This window comes from Shewanella sp. MMG014 (assembly GCF_018100775.1).
GTDB lineage: Bacteria > Pseudomonadota > Gammaproteobacteria > Enterobacterales > Shewanellaceae > Shewanella > Shewanella japonica.
In genome coordinates this window covers 186506-205034 of sequence record NZ_JAGJDZ010000006.1, presented here as the reverse complement: position 1 = coordinate 205034, position 18529 = coordinate 186506, and the positions used below count along the sequence as shown (strand labels likewise).

The 18529-nt window shown below is 40.4% G+C and carries 11 protein-coding genes; 8 read left to right on the top strand and 3 right to left on the bottom strand.

Annotated features, from left to right (window positions below):
- Positions 1-122: 122 nt before the first annotated feature.
- Positions 123-5402: a PAS domain S-box protein gene (locus tag J8L86_RS11810; RefSeq protein ID WP_211030440.1), complete on the top strand. Its 5280-nt coding sequence runs from the start codon at positions 123-125 to the stop codon at positions 5400-5402.
- Between the two features lie 70 nt (positions 5403-5472).
- Entirely contained in the window at positions 5473-6492 is a 1020-nt protein-coding gene (locus J8L86_RS11805) for a two-component system response regulator (RefSeq protein ID WP_055022647.1), read from the top strand.
- A gap of 95 nt (positions 6493-6587) precedes the next feature.
- Here the strand turns inward: J8L86_RS11805 and ygfZ are convergent, their stop codons facing one another.
- Both ygfZ and serA read right to left on the bottom strand, forming a co-directional pair.
- Positions 6588-7550: a tRNA-modifying protein YgfZ gene (ygfZ, locus tag J8L86_RS11800; RefSeq protein WP_065109813.1), complete on the bottom strand. Its 963-nt coding sequence runs from the start codon at positions 7548-7550 to the stop codon at positions 6588-6590.
- A gap of 182 nt (positions 7551-7732) precedes the next feature.
- The gene (gene serA / locus J8L86_RS11795) at positions 7733-8962 is read right to left on the bottom strand and encodes a phosphoglycerate dehydrogenase (RefSeq protein ID WP_065109814.1); all 1230 of its coding nucleotides are present in this window, start codon (positions 8960-8962) and stop codon (positions 7733-7735) included.
- 151 nt (positions 8963-9113) lie between these two features.
- Here serA and J8L86_RS11790 point away from each other — a divergent pair, with 151 nt between their 5' ends.
- Both J8L86_RS11790 and J8L86_RS11785 read left to right on the top strand, forming a co-directional pair.
- Entirely contained in the window at positions 9114-9719 is a 606-nt protein-coding gene (locus tag J8L86_RS11790) for a DUF2238 domain-containing protein (RefSeq protein ID WP_055022644.1), read from the top strand.
- A gap of 227 nt (positions 9720-9946) precedes the next feature.
- Positions 9947-10612: a LuxR C-terminal-related transcriptional regulator gene (locus tag J8L86_RS11785; RefSeq protein ID WP_055022643.1), complete on the top strand. Its 666-nt coding sequence runs from the start codon at positions 9947-9949 to the stop codon at positions 10610-10612.
- A 134-nt stretch (positions 10613-10746) separates the two neighbouring features.
- Here J8L86_RS11785 and J8L86_RS11780 read toward each other — a convergent pair whose 3' ends face one another.
- A complete protein-coding gene (locus J8L86_RS11780) occupies positions 10747-12285 on the bottom strand; it encodes a hypothetical protein (RefSeq protein ID WP_080914911.1) in 1539 nt (512 codons plus the stop codon).
- Between the two features lie 636 nt (positions 12286-12921).
- Here J8L86_RS11780 and J8L86_RS11775 point away from each other — a divergent pair.
- The 4 genes from J8L86_RS11775 (at position 12922) to katB (ending at position 18383) form a co-directional block, all read left to right on the top strand.
- The gene (locus J8L86_RS11775) at positions 12922-15423 is read left to right on the top strand and encodes a S8 family serine peptidase (RefSeq protein ID WP_211030438.1); all 2502 of its coding nucleotides are present in this window, start codon (positions 12922-12924) and stop codon (positions 15421-15423) included.
- A gap of 141 nt (positions 15424-15564) precedes the next feature.
- Positions 15565-16011 carry a PaaI family thioesterase gene (locus J8L86_RS11770; protein WP_055022640.1) on the top strand — a complete coding sequence of 149 codons (447 nt, stop codon included), beginning with the start codon at positions 15565-15567 and terminating at the stop codon, positions 16009-16011.
- Between the two features lie 64 nt (positions 16012-16075).
- Entirely contained in the window at positions 16076-16327 is a 252-nt protein-coding gene (locus tag J8L86_RS11765) for a YgjV family protein (RefSeq protein ID WP_055022639.1), read from the top strand.
- A 592-nt stretch (positions 16328-16919) separates the two neighbouring features.
- The gene (gene katB, locus J8L86_RS11760; RefSeq protein ID WP_211030437.1) at positions 16920-18383 is read left to right on the top strand and encodes a catalase KatB; all 1464 of its coding nucleotides are present in this window, start codon (positions 16920-16922) and stop codon (positions 18381-18383) included.
- Positions 18384-18529 lie beyond the last annotated feature (146 nt).

Genomic DNA, 18529 nt, shown 5'->3' with positions numbered 1-18529 from the left:
GCCGCATCGTGATAGTGAACATGTGCTGATGAGGCTTGTTGCGCCAATATCAGCATTGAATGTCAGGAAAGTGAAATGTCGTGATGAGCTAAAATTTGACTGAGTAAATGAGACTTATATTTATGGATAAAAATGAGCGCAAGTTACATAGTTTTCGAAGTCGAATATTGGCATATATTGCATTGCCATTAATCCTTATCATGGGATTAGTTTATGGTTTTCATGGCTGGATTAATTATCAAGAATATGAAAGAGATACCTACCTTCGCTTAGAGCAACAAGCCGTTTTATCTGCCAATCATCTTAACTTTGTGATGGACTCGATTCAAAATAATACGCGAGGCCTTTCTGACTATCTCACCTATGTCGACAGTGATGATTTATATGACGATGTTCATAAAATAGAAAACCTGCTTATCAATCGTCTTGGACGCAATCCGAGTATTTTTGGCAGCGCCATTGCCTATCGTCCTAACTTTTTAGCAGAAAAGCTACGCTACGCACCTTACGTTTTTCGTGATGGCAATGAAATAAGCATGCTTGATATTGGTGCTGAGGCTTATGACTATACCGATGGCAGTTGGAGTTGGTGGAGTGATGCAATAGCCAGTACAGAAGGTGTATGGTCAACACCTTACTTTGATGAAGGTGCGGGCAATATTCTTATGATCACCTATTCAAAAGCGTTTGGTGAAATAGATGATCGCATTGGGGTCGTCACTGCCGATATTGCGTTAGATAACTTACCTAGGTTGATGCAAATTCCCAGTAAGAATTTAGTGGTACTGGATAAAGATGACCAAGTCATTTTTTATGATTCTGAAAATAGTGACTTAAAAGGCAGTAGCGATAAGTGGCTGTCTAAAAGTGGCGTTAATAATGAACTAAGAAACCTACTGGAAAATAATCTAACAGGCCAAACTAATGCCATTACTGAATCGGGACATCGTTTTTTAGTCAGTGTTGCTAATGTTCCAGTATTAGGCTGGCAGGTGGTTATTGCGACAAGTGACGAAGAGTTAAGTCAGTACTTCTTAACGAACATATCAAGGCTCGCCCTTATTTTATTATTACTATCAATTGCACTGCTTCTAACAAGTATTATTGCTTCTAAACGCTTAAACCGCCCGCTTGAAAACTTAGCAAATGGCATTATTGCGTTTGGTGAAGGTAAGGTGAACCGATTAGATACCAGTGGCAATAATATTTTTGAAGTTGCAACCTTAACCAATAAATTCAATCAGCTCGCTGAGTTACTGGCTGAAAGGGAACTCGCATTAAAAGATTCAACCGGAAGTCGCTTTGCCAGTCTCATTGATGGTATGAGTGATAAATCATTTTATTGTTCTTTAGATCCTCAAGGGCAATTAGCGCAAGTGAGTGACGGTGTTCAAAAAGTATTAGGTGTTGACGTTGATACGTTAAAACGAAAATACCAACGCATGTTTACCAATGATCCAATTAATGAACAAAATTGGCATTACACTGAACAAGCATTAACAGGTAAAACCGTTCCGGCTCATCAAGTTGAGATGCTTGCCGATGATGGTCATATCAGACGGCTCGATGTGTTTATGCAGCCATTAATTTCAGATGCTGGCGAATTAATTTCTGTTGAGATGTTATTTACTGATGTGACGGAGCAATTTTCTGCAGCTCTATGGTCCAATGCGGTTATTGAGTCATCACCACAAGCGATGCTAATTGTTGATGAATTAGGGAATATCATCTTTACCAATAGCCGCTGCCAAGAGTTGTTTGGCTATAGCGCTGAACAAATTTTAGCCCTCAATGTTGAGTTACTTTTTCCTGAACGATTTAGGAAAAAACATGAAGCTGTTCGAACTGTCTTTTTAGAGCAAGAGTTAACCCGATTTGCCACCCCTAAAGAAGGCTGGGTAGCGTTAAAGTCAGATAACACCGAAATGCAGGTTGAAATAAACTTAGCATTGTTACCAATACGGCATGAAGGGAGAAAACAAATTGCGGCGACGATTCGAGATCTTACCAGCCAGCTAGCTATCGAACGTAAAATAAAAGACAGTGAAAGCCGCTTTAGAGGGCTGGTGGCTAATATTCCTGGTGCGATTTACCGTACTCGAATTGAAGACCATTGGATAATGGAATATGTCAGCGACAATATCGCTGATATGACAGGTTATTCAGCCATAGATCTCATTGAGAGTAATAAGCTTAGATTTAACACCCTTATTCACCCAGACGATGATGCGGCTTGTTTTGCCGCTATCAGTGAGGCGATTAAAACTCAACAAAGTTTTGATGTCGAATATCGAATTTATCATCGAGATGGCAGCATTAAATGGATACATGAGAAAGGTAAAGCCAGTTACGATGATCAAGATAATCCGCTGTGGTTTGACGGTAGTTTACATGACGTAACAGACAGCAAGCATGCATTGGAAGCGATTAAAAACTCCCAGAAACAGCTCGAAAATATCACCGAGTCATTACCCAACTTAGTTTATCAAATGATTTGGCACTCTGATTCAGAGCGCGAATTTAGCTTTTTATCAGAGGCTTGTGTGAGCATTATTGGCTTCCCTCGTGACATGCTAATGCAAAACTTTGATTTGCTCATTGACAGAATTGTAGATAGCCAGAAACAAACGATTTTGGATGATTTAGCCGGTAAAGGTGTTGATGGCTTGCAATGGGTGACAGAGTTTCAATATCTGCATCCGTCAGGTGAGACTATCTGGTTAGAAGCTGGTGCGAAAGGGCAGTCATGGAATAACGATTCGATTATGTGGAATGGTTATTTAATGAATATCACAGATAGGAAGCAAGCAGAAACACGCTTAGCTGATCGTGAAAAACATTTAAGAGCATTATTAAATACCGCCGAAATGGGCATAGTAAATATTGATGCTTACGGCGTGATTTTGAATTGTAACGAGCACTTTGGCCGCAATATCGGGATAAATTCAAATGCGCTAGAAGGAAAATTATTCTTTGAATTTATGGCGCCTGAAGACAAGGTACTAGCAAAAGAGCAGTTTAAAAAACTGATCAATAATGAATTTGAAAACTTTAATATTGAGCCAAGAATACTGAGCCAATCAGGTGATGTTATTTGGATGGATATGACCTTTGCTGCGCTCAATAATGACCAAGGTGAAGTGACCTCAGCAGTTGTGTCTATGGCCGATATTACCAGCTTAATGACGGTTTCCAATGAGTTAAAAATTGCTAAAGATGAAGCTGACGCAGCAAGCAAAGCGAAAAGTGATTTCTTGGCTAATATGTCCCACGAAATACGCACTCCTATGAATGCCATTATTGGTATGTCACATCTTTGTCTACAGACCAATTTAGATAAAAAACAACATAACTTTGTGGAGAAAATTGAACGTGCATCTAAGTCATTGCTAGGCATTATTAATGACATTTTAGACTTTTCAAAAATTGAAGCTGGCAAAATGGAAATCGAAATCGTGCCATTTCAGCTTGATACATTGTTAGAAGATCTCAGTGATATGTTTGCTGTTAAAGCGGCCGATAAACAGTTGGAGTTATTGTTCTCTGTCGCACCCAATATTCCAAGTCATTTAATGGGCGATCCCCTTAGATTAAGCCAAGTGCTGATTAACTTAATGAACAATGCCATTAAGTTTACCGAGCGTGGGGAAGTCATTCTGACTATCGAGACTTTAGTTCAACAGGGTGATGAGATAGAACTTAAGTTTAGCGTAAGAGATAGTGGAATAGGTCTTACCCCAGAGCAATGTAATAAGCTTTTCCAATCCTTTAGCCAAGCTGATAGTTCAACAACCAGAAAGTATGGCGGTACTGGTTTAGGTCTTGCTATTTGTAAGCAACTCGTCGAGTTGATGGATGGACAAATAGGAGTGGAAAGTAAGCGTGGAGTCGGAAGTACATTCTACTTTACTGCGCAGCTCAGCCAAGCCGATGATCTACAGCTAAAGGCAACTCAAGAGCTAGAAGGGATGGAGCTTTTAGTTGTTGATGATAACCAAACCGCACGGGATATTTTACAGACCATGCTTAAAGGTATGGGCTTCAGTGTTTCCTTGGCAAAAGATGGTACTGAAGCAATCTCCATGTGTCATTCAAACAATTACAAATTGGCCTTAATTGACTGGAAAATGCCTGGCATGGATGGTTTGGAAACGGCTGAAACCATAATGAAAGAGAGTGCGAATCCGCCGTTAACGATTATGGTATCAGCTCATGCGACTCCTGAGTTTACTCAGTCAGTAAATGAGCTAGGAATCAACGGTTATATTACCAAGCCCATCAGCGCTTCACGACTACTCGATGCCATAATGTCGGCATTTGGTAAGCAAGGACAGATGCCAGTTAGAGCAAAGGCGACCAGCTTAAATGCAGAGTTGCTTGAACAGCTAAATGGCAAAAAAGTGTTATTAGTTGAAGATAATGACATGAACCAAGAAGTCGCAGCAGAGTTTCTACAGCAAGTGGGTATTGAATTAACTATTGCTGATAATGGCCAAATCGCTTTAGACATGGTAGCGAAACAAGATTTTGACTTAGTGCTAATGGATTGCCAAATGCCAGTAATGGACGGCTATACCGCAACAGAGCAAATTAGATTACAGCCAGAATTTGAAAATCTGCCGATTATTGCGATGACTGCTAATGCCATGGCCGGTGATAAAGAGAAATGTATTAACGCTGGGATGAACGATCATGTTGCCAAACCAATAGAAGTTTCTCTTCTATATCAAACCTTGCTTAAATATTTAGGGTCAAACATAGCAACAGAAAACCTGACATTCACCGCAAAGGGTTCAACTAAGACCGATGAAACTTGGCCTCAGCATCCTGACGTCGATGTCGATCGTGGTTTGCAATTAGTGCAAAACTCAGCTCGCCTATATCGCAAAATATTGACCCGGTTTGTAGAGGGTAAGCGTCACATTGTTAAAGAGATAACGAATGCTATCGATAGCAATGAACGAGAAGATGCTATCAGGTACGCACATACTCTTAAGGGGTTATCCGGTAATTTAGCTTGCGATAAGTTAACTGCTCAGGCAAAAGAACTTGAAAAGAACTTGATTGACGAAACTGAGCTTTCAGATGAACTTAGTCAATTAGATAGCTTAGTTAGCTCAATTTGCGAAGCTATCGATGTTTGGTTAAATAACAATGAAACTGGCGATGAGGCTACTCAGCTTGAACTTATCAGCGATGAAGTTTTTGCGGAATTACTCGATAAGTTATTGGCGCTGTTAGACGATGGCGACGCATCAGCTACCGATATGATCGACAATCTACAGTTACAGGTGAATCAGCAAACTTGGGCTAAACTTAAGCCCGTAGGTGCAATGATTAAAGGTTACCAGTTTGAAGATGCTGTCGAACATATTGAGAAAATTCGTAAGAGTATTGGCTGATGTGATTTTTACAGCTTACCGAAAAAGTATTTTAAGTCATATTCACTAGGAAGAGTTATAGGGATTTAACATGGAAAAAGCGACGGTGCTGATAGTTGATGATACACCTGAAAATATTGACATTTTAGTTGGTATTTTAGGTAAAGATTACAAGATCAAAGTCGCAATTGATGGTCCTAAAGCGTTAGCTTTGGCTCAAAAGTCGGCTCCAGATCTTATTTTGTTAGACGTTATGATGCCTGGCATGAACGGCCATGAAGTTTGCCAGAAACTCAAAAGTGAGCCACTAACCTGCCACATTCCGGTGATATTTGTTACGGCATTATCTGAGACTGAAGATGAAGCACAAGGCTTTGAGTTAGGCGCCGTGGATTATATTACTAAACCTGTCAGTCCCGCAGTGGTAAAGGCGAGAGTAAAAACCCATCTATCTTTGTATGATCAAAAACGCTTACTTGAATCAGAAGTCGCCCAACGTACTAAAGAGTTGAGTGAAACTCGATTTGAAATCATTCGCCGTTTAGGTCGAGCAGCAGAATACAAAGATAATGAAACCGGATTACATGTTATTAGAATGAGCCACTACGCTAGATTATTAGCGATTGCATCTGGTCATTCTTCTCGATTTTGTGAATTAGTCTATAACGCAGCGCCCATGCATGATATTGGCAAAATAGGCACGCCAGATTCGATATTAAAAAAGCCGGGTAAATTAGATGCCGATGAGTGGAAAGAGATGCAAGCGCATGCGCAAATCGGTGCTGAAATTATCGGCGATCATGATGACCCTTTATTGCAAATGGCTAAACGCATTGCCATTAGTCATCATGAAAAATGGGACGGTAGTGGTTACCCCCACGGTTTATCCGGTGAAGATATTCCAATAGAAGGACGTATTATTGCTATTGCCGATGTATTTGATGCTCTGACTTCAGCAAGGCCTTATAAAAAAGCGTGGACGGTTGAAGACACGATGGCGCTAATTGAGAAAGAGTCAGGCAAGCATTTCGATCCTGATTTGGTAAAACAGTTTCGTTCAGTACTCGATGATGTGAAAGAAATCAAAGCGAAGCACGAAGAAACTTTTTAATACTGCCGCTATTTAGAATATAAAAAGGCTGCTAAGCCTTATTGGGTTAGCAGCCTTTTTTATATCACGTTTGATTAGCGCAACTACTTATGCTGTTACTCATCGTCTAATGAATAAGGTAGTGGTACAACTGAAAGTAGGCTATCACTGTCATCGCTAATACGAAGTACAGCATCATTATCAGTGTCGTTTGCTAGGACTGCGGTAAGCAATACTTGGCCATTATACTGAACTGACTCAATGACTTTACCTGCACGGCGATAGTCACCATCCATTTGAACTTCGATTTGTGTTTCGCTATTGACGGTATCGGAGGCTGTTCCAGATAAAATATACAAGGCACGTTTATTACCACCTCGGTATTTCATTCTGGCGATAGTCTCTTGACCCATGTAACAGCCTTTTTCAAAACTAATCCCATTTACAGCTTGTACATTACACATTTGTGGCACAAATTCAGCGCTATGATTAGCGTCAATGTTGGCATAACCCGCTTTTATCTCTAGTGCTTGCCAAGCAGAAGCATTAAGTAATGGCTGCTTAGAAGCTGCAATGACTTTGCTTGCTATATCTTCGTTTAGAATCAATATAAATCGGTCATTATCTTTTAAAATAATCGAGTTATCGACGACAGTTAATTCGTCATTTATCGCACCAAATTCTTGTTCAACGAACTGGCTTGCTGTGTTACCTGCTATCCCTATAATACATTTACTCGCACTGATATCAGTTAATTCAGCTTTACTGAAAACAGCATATTTTTGCCACTGAGCCAAACTTAGTGGTAATGCGGATGCTGTGTGAAGGGTGAATAAGCTGTCATTGCATGAGAATGTTCTGAAGCTTGAGATCATTTTCCCTTTTGCATCACAATGAGCTCCCCAACGCCATTGCTGGTCTGTTAGTGAGGTGATATCAGTGGTGACTTGGCCGTGAATAAAGGTTTTACCTTGCTCACCAGTAATTTCAATTAAGCCTAAATGCGTGAGATTGGCGACAAATAAGTCAGGGGAAGTATGTAGAAAGTCCCAATCAGGCTGTGTTGTTGCAAGTGTCATAAACTGATCCTTAAGATGACCATCAAAAGATAGACAGTGAGTGTAACGGAATTCATTAATGCTCAAAAGAAAAAGCTACCTTCAATTGAATGAAGATAGCTTTAGTTCACAATATTTTCGTGATGTTATTGGTCAATTCGTCATCAAGTTTAAATGGGCTGATTGACCGTTTAACTTAACGATTAAAACAATACACGAGTACGAATCGTACCATCAATCGCTTTCAATTCACCAAGAGCTTGTTCAGCTTGATTAGAGTCAACTTCCATCACTACATAACCGATGTCTGCAGTGGTTTGCAGATATTGCGCTGCAATGTTGATACCTTTTTCAGAGAAGGCTTGGTTAATTTTGATCAATACGCCAGGGCGGTTATGGTGAATATGCAGTAGACGTGAAGTGCCTTTGTGTTGTGGCAAGGTCACTTCTGGGAAGTTAACTGCAGATACAGTTGAACCATTATCTGAGTATTTAGCTAACTTGCCAGCGACTTCAATACCGATATTTTCTTGCGCTTCAGCGGTGCTACCACCAATGTGCGGAGTAAGAATCACGTTATCTAAGCCTCTTAATGGGCTAACAAATTCATCATCATTAGATTTTGGTTCTACAGGGAATACATCAATCGCAGCACCTGCAAGGTGACCAGACTTTAATGCCTCAGATAACGCTTCGATATCAACAACGGTGCCACGAGACGCATTAATGAATATGCTTTTTTCACGCATTTGAGCAAACTCAGTTGCGCCAAACATGTCTTTTGTTTGAGGCGTTTCAGGTACATGCAAACTGATTACGTCAGCTTCATTCAATAGGGCTTCTAATGAGTGAATTTGACTCGCGTTACCGAGTGGCAATTTGTCTTCGATATCAAAAAATACGACTTTCATGCCTAAGGTTTCTGCAAGAATACCTAGTTGAGTACCGATATGACCGTAGCCGATAACGCCTAAGGTTTTACCACGAACTTCGTAACTGCCAGCTGCACTCTTCAACCACCCACCACGATGTGCATGAGCATTTCGTTGCGGAATGCCACGCATCAGCATGATGATTTCACCCAATACTAATTCTGCTACACTTCGCGTATTAGAAAATGGCGCATTGAATACAGGCACACCTAACTTTTCAGCGGCAGCAATATCGACTTGGTTAGTACCAATACAGAAACAGCCAATAGCCACTAATTTCTCAGCATGATTTAACACATCAGCAGTTAATTGAGTACGGGAACGCAAACCGACAAAATGGGCATCCTTAATGGATTTTAATAGCTCATCTTCTGGTAACGAAGCTTTGTGATATTCAATGTTTGTGTAACCTGCACGCTCTAGTACATCGACCGCAGTTTGGTGGACGCCCTCCAACAGCAGGATTTTGATCTTATCCTTGTCAAGCGAGTGTTTCGCCATGATATGGGTACCCTCTTATCAATAGTTATGCTTATGTTATGCTGATAGTAATGCAAGACCAAAATAGCACTTTTTTAACTGGTTGTAGAGGGCTAGATGGCTAAAGTTAATATTCTAATTCTAGAACAATATCATCTAAGAGGGATTTAGTTTGAATAAGAAAGTTATATGGCTAGTGATTTATTGCAGCGTGCTCTGTTGGTCTGTTATCTCACCTAAGGATATGTTTACTTGGTGGCTTGAAGCGCTTCCTGCGTTATTGGCTATTCCTATCCTATTTTTTACTCGAAATAAATTCCCCTTAACCTCACTGTCTTATCTGTTAATTTTAATCCATTGCTGTGTGCTGTTGGTTGGTGCTAAATACACTTATGCAGAGGTGCCGTTATTCGATTGGTTAGCACAACTGATGGATAGTGATAGAAATAACTACGATAAAGTTGGCCATCTCGCACAAGGTTTTATACCTGTGATGTTAGCCCGTGAAGTGATGTTGAGAAATCATGTGTTACAACCAGGCTATTGGTGCCAGTTTTTATCTGTGTGTTTTGTGTTAGCGTTTTCAGCTTTCTACGAACTCATAGAATGGTGGGTTGCTCTATTAACGGGAGAAGATGCAGAAGCCTTTTTAGGCACTCAAGGTTACGTTTGGGATACCCAATCTGACATGTTTATGGCATTAGTAGGAGGAATTAGTGCATTAGTGTTGCTTACTGGACTACATAATAAGCAGTTAGCATCACTTAATCGTCACTAATTTTTAGGTAAATAAACTAAATTAGGCAGTGCGGAAAGTTTTTTTATGCTATTAATAGAGGACTTTATAAGGACTTAGATGATTAATTCATACATTAGTATTGCAAAAATACCTTATGGACTAGTTAAAATATACTATCATTGAACATTGTTGTTACATGTTTTCAGCATTTCAGGAAGAAACTCGCTGACGCGAGATGTGATGGATACTTTTCAGGGAGAAAAGTGATGAATTCAAATATTGATGAATTAGTTTTTTTGCACCAAGTCGCAGCGCCATGTCATTTGGCCATTTTAGCTGAGTCTATTGGTCTCAAAACTCGCATAGTTAAACATGCTAGTGAACTAGAGGTTGAGAAAAATACCAATAGTTTTTATCTAATCGCTCAAAAAGGAGCGGCTTTAGACAGTAAAGGTATCCCTTTACTGGTTTCTCGGCTCGTCAATCATGTCCCTGTTGCTTTATATCAAGTTGAGCGTGGCTCGCTTGATCAAGAGTCTGCGCTATTGTTAGGAGTAAGAGGCTTACTTTATGCCGATCAGCGTATGGATCTGATGTTAACAGGGCTGAGAAAAATGGTCGCAGATGAGCTTTGGTATGATAGACCGCTAATTAGTAAGATTTTCCGCAGACTGGTTCAGAAACTGGATGCAAATATTGATATTCCGCCTGATACGGTTGCTATGCTACAAATGCTAACAAGCCGAGAAAGAACGATTATTCAACTTGTTTCTAGCGGTGCTCGCAATAAAGAAATTGCCCACAGGTTGTGTATTAGTGAGCATACAGTCAAAGCCCACATTTCATCTATTTTCCGTAAAACGCAATCACGCAATCGGGTTGAGTTATTGCGTTGGGCGCAAACTTATCAAGCTCACTTTGAGTTCGCTTAAATCTGTATACTGGTAGAAGTTATAGTTACTGATTTTCCATTAAAATTGCAGTCAACAACAAGTTTGCATAAAAAGGGAGCCAAATGGCTCCCTTTTTATCTCTATATCTACAAATTATTTGTAAAAAGCAATAATTAGTTTTGGTAAATAGTTGCTGTATTAAAGTCGCCAGACTGCGATACATTGATCATATCGTTACTGCCTACTTGCATACCCGTTACTAAGTTATCATTGCCTACTTGAGAAATAGTTAAGCTGTTGTTAGTACCATCGACAAGGAAATAGCCGTCATCGCCACCAACCCAGTTACCAGCGCCTTCTTGTGCAATATCGATGATATGATCTTCACCAAGAGACACAACATCAGCTAAGTTAAATTCGCCTTCTTGTACGATATCAACACTTTGGCCAATCCCAACGACGCTCACAGTGGCTTCGTTGTCAGAGCCGACTTGTTCAAGTGTCGTGCTGTTTTCAAAACCAAAGGTATCTGAATAAGCAAAGTTAGTGTCGCCTTCTTGGCTAACTGAAACTGTATTTTGATCAAGTTCAACAAACACAGCAACTTCATTACTGTTACCTGTTGAGCTAATTTCTACCATGTTATCAGCACCATATGTACCTGAAGCAACGTAGTTATCTTCGCCATCTTGAACGACACTAATCACGTTTAAATCGCCGATTGTTTCGAACTCGGTTAGGTTGGCAGTACCTGACTGATCAATATCAATCATGTTGTCATTACCAGAAATTACAGCAATGTTGCTATCACCAACTTGGTTGCCTGTACCATCTTGATAGATGAATACTTCATTACCATTGCCAGTAGCAAACTCAATAACGGCGCTGTTCAAGTCACCGCTTTGATCGATAACAATATCGTTATCTGAGCCCGTTAAACTTGCAACAACCCCTGTGTTAGCAAAGCCAGATTGGACGATTTCAAAACTGTTATCATTACCTGTGACACCTAATACAGCGCCAAAGTTTTCATCACCTGATTGGTCGACAAATAAATCGTTGTTATTACCAACGTTTGTACCACCTGCAGCAGATACTAAGCCAGCTTGGTTATTGTTACCTTGCTGAGAGATAATGCCGTCATTGTCATTACCTTCTACACGAAAAATTGCCAAGTTAGTTTCACCAACTTGTGTGGTTTGAGTTAAGTTGCTATCACCCACTTGCTGGATAATGCTGTTGTTTCGAAACCCATCTTGAACTGTATCAGCGATATTAGATGCGCCTACAGAAGTGGTTTCACTTGTATTCCAAAACCCTGATTGGTCAACAGTAACTTGGTTGTCATTACCATTCACACTTACGTTTGAAATATGCCAGTCATCAACCTGATTGGTTAACACAATATTACCATTACCTTCAGAAGTAATGTATGACTCCTGCCAATCACCTGTCTGTATCACTTCAGCAATTTGGTCATCACCAACTTGAGTGACCTCTGCAACATGACGAGTACCAGATTGACTAACTAAAGCATCTTGCCCTAATCCAGTTTGAACAACAGTCGATTGACTGTTAACTGCTGCAGCGACTTCTGCTGATTTTTCTACAGCAGTGACACCAGGCAGAGATAGGCCAGTAGCGCTGACCGGTAAAGCAAGACTTGCTGTAATAGCGAGAGAAATTAACGATAATTTTGTTTGCGACTTCATTAGACGCTCCCTGTTTGAATATTGATTCAAGTGATAGTGCTGGTAACTACCTTCTCAATAGTAAAATTCGCTTCCTAGCACAGATAATGCATACAGAATTAACCGCTGCAGAATGAGTCCTGACTGCGAGCATGAAGTGAACTTGGTACCCGTACATTTCAAAAAGTCTGTTTGAGAAAATGTCGAAAAGTCCGCATTGAAATCTTCCGTCTTTCTTTGCAAATCTTTGGCACTCTCGTGAACCTTGATGACTTCCTTTATATGAACTGAGACAAGCTACATGGATTAACTTACGGACAGATACTTGATAGCTCAATCGGAAGAATGGCTACTTTTATTTGCCCTGTTAACAACAATACTTTAGTGCTATTTTCGTTTAAGTTGATGTTTATAAGAGATTTAATTTGTGGACTTTGGCTGGTTGATATTTTATCTAGACTAATAGGGTTAGTAGTTTATTACTATTTCACGATTCGCCACTTTTAAAACTCCTTTTGCTATGACAACAATCACAATGCAACAACAATTCCGGGTTTCACTTAGTGGAATGTCAACTCGCTTATAAGGCTAATGGATAAGCTACCAGTGTTGAGGTACCGGTTCTGGAATTAATAATGGAAGATAGGAAGCCAGAAAATGATCAAGAAAATGTCACCAATTGCAATCGCAATTACTTCAGTTATGGCGTTAAATGCCGCCCCTGCAATGGCAAAAAATACCGTTGAATATAAAAAGGATCAATTGCTCGTTGTTTATAAAGACAACGTGACTAAATTTGAAAAGTTATCTGCTCAACGCTTAGTTAGCGGTACGTTAACCGATAAAAATTTAGATGGTGTTGATGATAAATTTCAGCATTTATTATCAGGACGCCTTGCAAAACTGCAACTAAAAAGCGGTAGTGATTTAGATGCTGCAATCAAAATGATCAGCAAGCATCCAGCGGTAAAATATGCAGAGCCAAACTACACATACAGAGCCTTAGGCATGCCGGATGATCCTAGCTTTGTAGACCTATGGGGCCTGCATAATACTGGTCAATCTTCAGGCACTGCAGGGGCTGATATTGATGCCGTTGCTGCTTGGGATATTACTACGGGTAGCGACAGTGTTGTCATTGGCGTCATTGATACTGGTGTTGATTATAATCACCCAGATCTTGTCAGTAATATGTGGGTTAACCCTGGTGAAATTGCAGGTAACGGCATAGATGATGATGGTAATGGGGTCATCGATGATGTACATGGTTATAATCCGATAACTGGATCTGGTGATCCAATGGACGGCAACGGTCATGGTACACACGTTGCGGGTACCATTGGTGCAACAGGTAATAACGGCGTCGGTGTCGTGGGGGTTAACTGGGATGTAACGATGATCGGTTGTAAGTTCCTATCGGACGGTGGTACAGGAACAACCGAAGATGCAATTGCTTGTATTGATTATTTCACAAATCTCAAGGTCAACCATGGCGTTGATGTTAAAGCGACCAATAACTCTTGGGGTGGCGGTGGTTTCAGCCAAGCATTAAAAGATTCTATTGATTCAGCTGGTGATCAAGGCATTTTATTTGTTGCTGCAGCGGGTAATGACGCGATTGATAATGACGTTAACCCGCACTACCCATCAAGCTATGACTCTGATGTTGTCATGTCTATTGCGAGTACTGACAGAAATGATGCCATTTCTAGCTTCTCACAATGGGGTTTGACCAGTGTAGATATGGGCGCGCCAGGTTCTGCGATTTTATCTACTTTCCCTAATGATTCGTACGGCACTATATCAGGTACTTCAATGGCGACCCCTCACGTTACGGGTGCAGCTGCTTTAGTATGGTCGGTTGAACCAGATATTACCCCGACTGAAATGAAACAGTTGCTAATGGATTCGGGTGAAGTTAATGGTGATTTAACTGGTATCACGGTTGCGGGTACAAGATTGAATGTGGCTGATGCGTTAGCGGCAGCGGATCCAGACCCATCATTTAAGTTATCAGTGACGCCAGCTTCACAATCTGTTGAAGCAGGAAGTGCAGTAAGTTACGACTTCTCTGTAGGCAGTATTGCAGGCTGGAATGATCAAGTAAGCCTAACGGTATCGTCTTCACCAGCGCTTGATGGTGTGAGCTTATCAACAGACACAGCGATGGCTGGTGATGACTTTACATTGGATGTTGCTACCCTTGATGACGCTGCTTGGGGAGACTATGTATTAACTGTTTCTGCTGATGATGGCGTAACTGTTAAAGATAAAGCGGTTGCGCTTACTATTTACCCTGCTGGATTGAATGATTACAGCTATGGTAATGATTCACCTGTTGATATTAGCGATAACAGTCTAATTACTAGCACGATTGAAATTGTAGATCCTGTTCAAATCTTTGATTTAGCTGTTAGCGTTGATATCAGCCACACATGGATTGGCGATTTAATTGTTAGCTTAACATCGCCTGATGGGACTGTTGTGGTATTACATGATCGTGAAGGTGGTAGTGCTGATGATCTTGTTAAAACTTGGAGTCTATCAGACTTTAACGGTGATATAGCAGCTGGTACATGGACACTATCTGTATCAGATAATGCCACTGGCGATACGGGTACACTTAATAGCTGGGGATTAGATATTTCAGCATTAGGTGAAGCGGCTCCAGCTGCACCTGTTGCCGGTTTTGAATATGATGTTGATGGGCTAATGGTTAGCTTTACTAACACAAGTTCAGATATCAACGATGATATCGTTAGTTATGAGTGGGACTTCGGTGATGGCAGCATGTCATCAGATGAATCTCCAGCATACATGTATGCTGCTGGTGGTATCTATAATGTCTCGTTGGTTGTAACTGATAGTGAAAACCAATCTGACACTGTATCTATGGATGTAGAAGTATTTGATTATTCAATTGATGCAGCGGTGACTCGTACAATGAAGTCTCGTCGAGGTAGTGCTTTAGTTGATCTAACTTGGAGTGGTGCTGTTGGTGACAATGTGGCGATTTATCGTGATGATGTCATGGTAGCGACAACAGCGAATGATGGCCGTTATCGCGATCGCTTTACTAATGCTCCAGCTGAAGTGACATATAAAATCTGTGAAACAGAAACGAGCTTATGTTCTGATCCAATTGTTGCAGCATTTTAATCAACACTAAACAGTAATCTTACTGTAGAAAAAGGGATGGCTTGCCATCCCTTTTTGTTGTTAAAAACTTTATCTTTAAAAGCGTTGATATTAAAAAGCGAGCCAGTAGACTGAAGACAGTTTTTTGATATGGATGACAAGATGAGTATTTGGTTTAGAGAAGTTACCTTAGAGAATTGCGCCAAAATGGACAGTGGGCTCCATGGTAAAGGCACCTTAATGAAAACGTTAGGCATTAAAATTACCGAAATTGGTGATGATTATATGGTTGCAACGATGCCTGCAGACCCTGCAGTTCACAATCCCTTAGGTATTGTTCATGGCGGAGCTAATGTCGCATTGGCGGAAACTGTTGCAAGTTATGCTGCTAATTTTGTTGTCGATTTTGAGAACTTTTATTGTGTGGGCCAAGAAATAAATGCCAATCATTTAAAAGCATCGCGTAAAGGTGAGCTGATTGCTACAACCAAACCTGTTCATATTGGCAAGCGTAGCTCAGTCTGGGAGGTTCTTATAACCAATAGTGCAGGCGAGTTGTGCTGTATTTCTCGAATGACAGCTGCTGTTGTAGCGAGAAAGGCTGGCTAGGCTAGCAGCATAACTTATGAAGATTAGCTACACTGAAGTAATAAAGACAATTAAGGATTAATGAATGGAATCTGCAACAATATGGGAGTGGGTGGGTTATTTAGCATCTGTAGTGGTGGCTATTTCACTCATGATGTCGAATATTAAAAAGCTTCGCTGGTGGAATTTAATTGGTGCAGCTTTGTTTGTCGCTTACGGACTCGCAATTAGTGCTATACCTGTGGCATTAGTGAACTTTTTTATTGTATTGATTGATATTTATTACTTAGTGAAACTGTATCGAGAGCCCGAACCTGCTTCAAATGACAAGGCCTGATAAGACAGGATGAATCAACTAGCGTTCTTTTGGCACTGGTTGTTGTGTTGTGCCTTTGATTTGAAACAAGCTTAAGCCTTTTCAGAACCTGGAAAGGCTTTATTTATTAAGCCAGCGTCTTGGCTAGTTCAAACCATAGTTCCAACCACAGTTCAAACCACAAAAGATTACTCTACAGTCAAATTACAACAGAAAACTGCGTTGTATTTGAGTGCGATAATTAAGTCAAGCTATCGCATTTTTTCTGAATCATTTTCGGCAATTTTCTTAGCACATTTTAAGTTTTTTCTTTGTCGGCTCAGAGGCGCCTATTGAAGGAAAAACGCAGCAATTTTTATCAAAACTTTCCTTTTTAATGTGAATGAAACTCAATTACAAACTAATTTACACACTTTTACTATATAAATCAGATATTAATCCTGAATCGTTATTTCCTATTGTTATTATCGTATTTAATCGTTTTGGTTAATTGTCTTTTGTCACTATTATTGATTTATCGCAATAAATACTGAGCCAGGAGAGAGCATCATGGCAACCGTCCACGATTTAATTGAAATGTGGCTACAAGATAACTAAAAGGAATAAATAGAGAATGACTACTTCACATTATTTAACTAGCCAAAGTGGCGCACCAATAGCTGACGATCAAAATGCATTAACAGCTGGAGAACGAGGCCCCGTTTTACTCCAAGACTGGCATTTAATTGAGAAACTAGCTCATTTCAATCGTGAAAGAATTCCAGAGCGTATTGTTCATGCCAAGGGAACGGGTGTTTACGGTAAATTTACCTTAACCAAAGATTTAAGTGACTACACCATTGCTGAGCACTTCAATGGCGTTGGAAAAGAAACTGAAACATTTGTTCGATTTTCAACAGTGGGCGGTGAGATGGGATCTGCTGATGCAGAGCGCGATCCTCGTGGCTTTGGTTTACGTTTTTATACCAAGCAAGGTAATCACGATATTGTGGGTAACAATACGCCAACTTTTTTTTTAAGAGATGGTATTAAATTCCCTGATTTTATTCATACACAAAAGCGTAACCCACATACAAACCTAAAAGATCCACAAGCCATGTGGGATTTCTGGTCATTAAACCCAGAAGCAATGCATCAAGTGACAATCTTAATGTCAGACCGTGGGATCCCGGCTAATTATCGCCAAATGCACGGCTATGGTTCGCATACGTTTTCTTTTTGGAATGCCAAAGGTGAGCGTTTCTGGGTGAAATTCCACTTTAAATCGCAACAAGGTGTAGTTAATTTAACTGGCGAGCAAGCGGATAAATTAAAAGGGATTGACCCTGATTCGTCGCAGCGTGATATGGTTGCCGCAATTAACGATAAAAACTTCCCTAAATGGACTGTAAATGTCCAAATTATGCCGGAAGCTGAAGCGAATACTTATGCGATCAATCCATTTGATCTAACAAAAGTATGGCCACATGCTGATTATCCTTTGATTGAAATTGGTGAACTTGAGCTTAATCGCTTACCTGAAAACTACTTTGCAGAAGTTGAGCAAGTGGCTTTAGCACCAAGTAATCTTGTACCAGGTGTGGGCGCGTCTCCAGATAAGATGCTGCAAGCCCGTTTATTCGCTTATGCAGATGCACAGCGTTATCGAATTGGTGCCAACTATAATCAACTTCCAGTTAACTGTCCGCATGCAGCGAAGGCTAACCACCATCAACGTGGCGGCGCGATGGCAGGAACGCAATGCCCTTATAACGGTAACCAAACAGGCGGCGATGCAACACTTAACTATGGTCCAAATTCAGTTGACACGGGTTTACAAGATGCGAGCCAATTTGCTGAGCCACCGCTAAGACTTGATGGGGAAGCTGATAGATACAGCCGTTATGACCAAGATGATTATACTCAAGCTGGTAATCTATATCGCATCTTCAGTGAGGAAGAAAAACAACGCCTTGCGGAAACGATTGCAGGTACACTCGGTCAAGTGACTCAAGATGTTCAGCAAAAAATGTTGGCACATTTCACTAAAGCTGATGCTGACTACGGACAACGCATTAAAGCATTGTTAGAAGCGTAATCATGCTCTTTAATCTTGTTAATGCTTAAATAGTATTAAACAGAGTGTTATGTTCAAAATATAAGGGAAGGCAGATGCCTTCCCTTTTTTGCGTTTATTTTTCATTTCTAAGCTGTTAGCCTAATTGTTCTATTCCTTAACGTCAT

Bases quoted from the DNA above. Each gene is read 5' to 3' on its own strand.
- J8L86_RS11810 (WP_211030440.1), top strand. From the start codon at position 123: ATGGATAAAAATGAGCGCAAGTTACATAGTTTTCGAAGTCGAATATTG.
- J8L86_RS11805 (WP_055022647.1), top strand. From the start codon at position 5,473: ATGGAAAAAGCGACGGTGCTGATAGTTGATGATACACCTGAAAATATT.
- ygfZ (WP_065109813.1), bottom strand. From the start codon at position 7,550: ATGACACTTGCAACAACACAGCCTGATTGGGACTTTCTACATACTTCC.
- serA (WP_065109814.1), bottom strand. From the start codon at position 8,962: ATGGCGAAACACTCGCTTGACAAGGATAAGATCAAAATCCTGCTGTTG.
- J8L86_RS11785 (WP_055022643.1), top strand. From the start codon at position 9,947: ATGAATTCAAATATTGATGAATTAGTTTTTTTGCACCAAGTCGCAGCG.
- J8L86_RS11780 (WP_080914911.1), bottom strand. From the start codon at position 12,285: ATGAAGTCGCAAACAAAATTATCGTTAATTTCTCTCGCTATTACAGCA.
- J8L86_RS11775 (WP_211030438.1), top strand. From the start codon at position 12,922: ATGATCAAGAAAATGTCACCAATTGCAATCGCAATTACTTCAGTTATG.
- J8L86_RS11770 (WP_055022640.1), top strand. From the start codon at position 15,565: ATGAGTATTTGGTTTAGAGAAGTTACCTTAGAGAATTGCGCCAAAATG.
- J8L86_RS11765 (WP_055022639.1), top strand. From the start codon at position 16,076: ATGGAATCTGCAACAATATGGGAGTGGGTGGGTTATTTAGCATCTGTA.
- katB (WP_211030437.1), top strand. From the start codon at position 16,920: ATGACTACTTCACATTATTTAACTAGCCAAAGTGGCGCACCAATAGCT.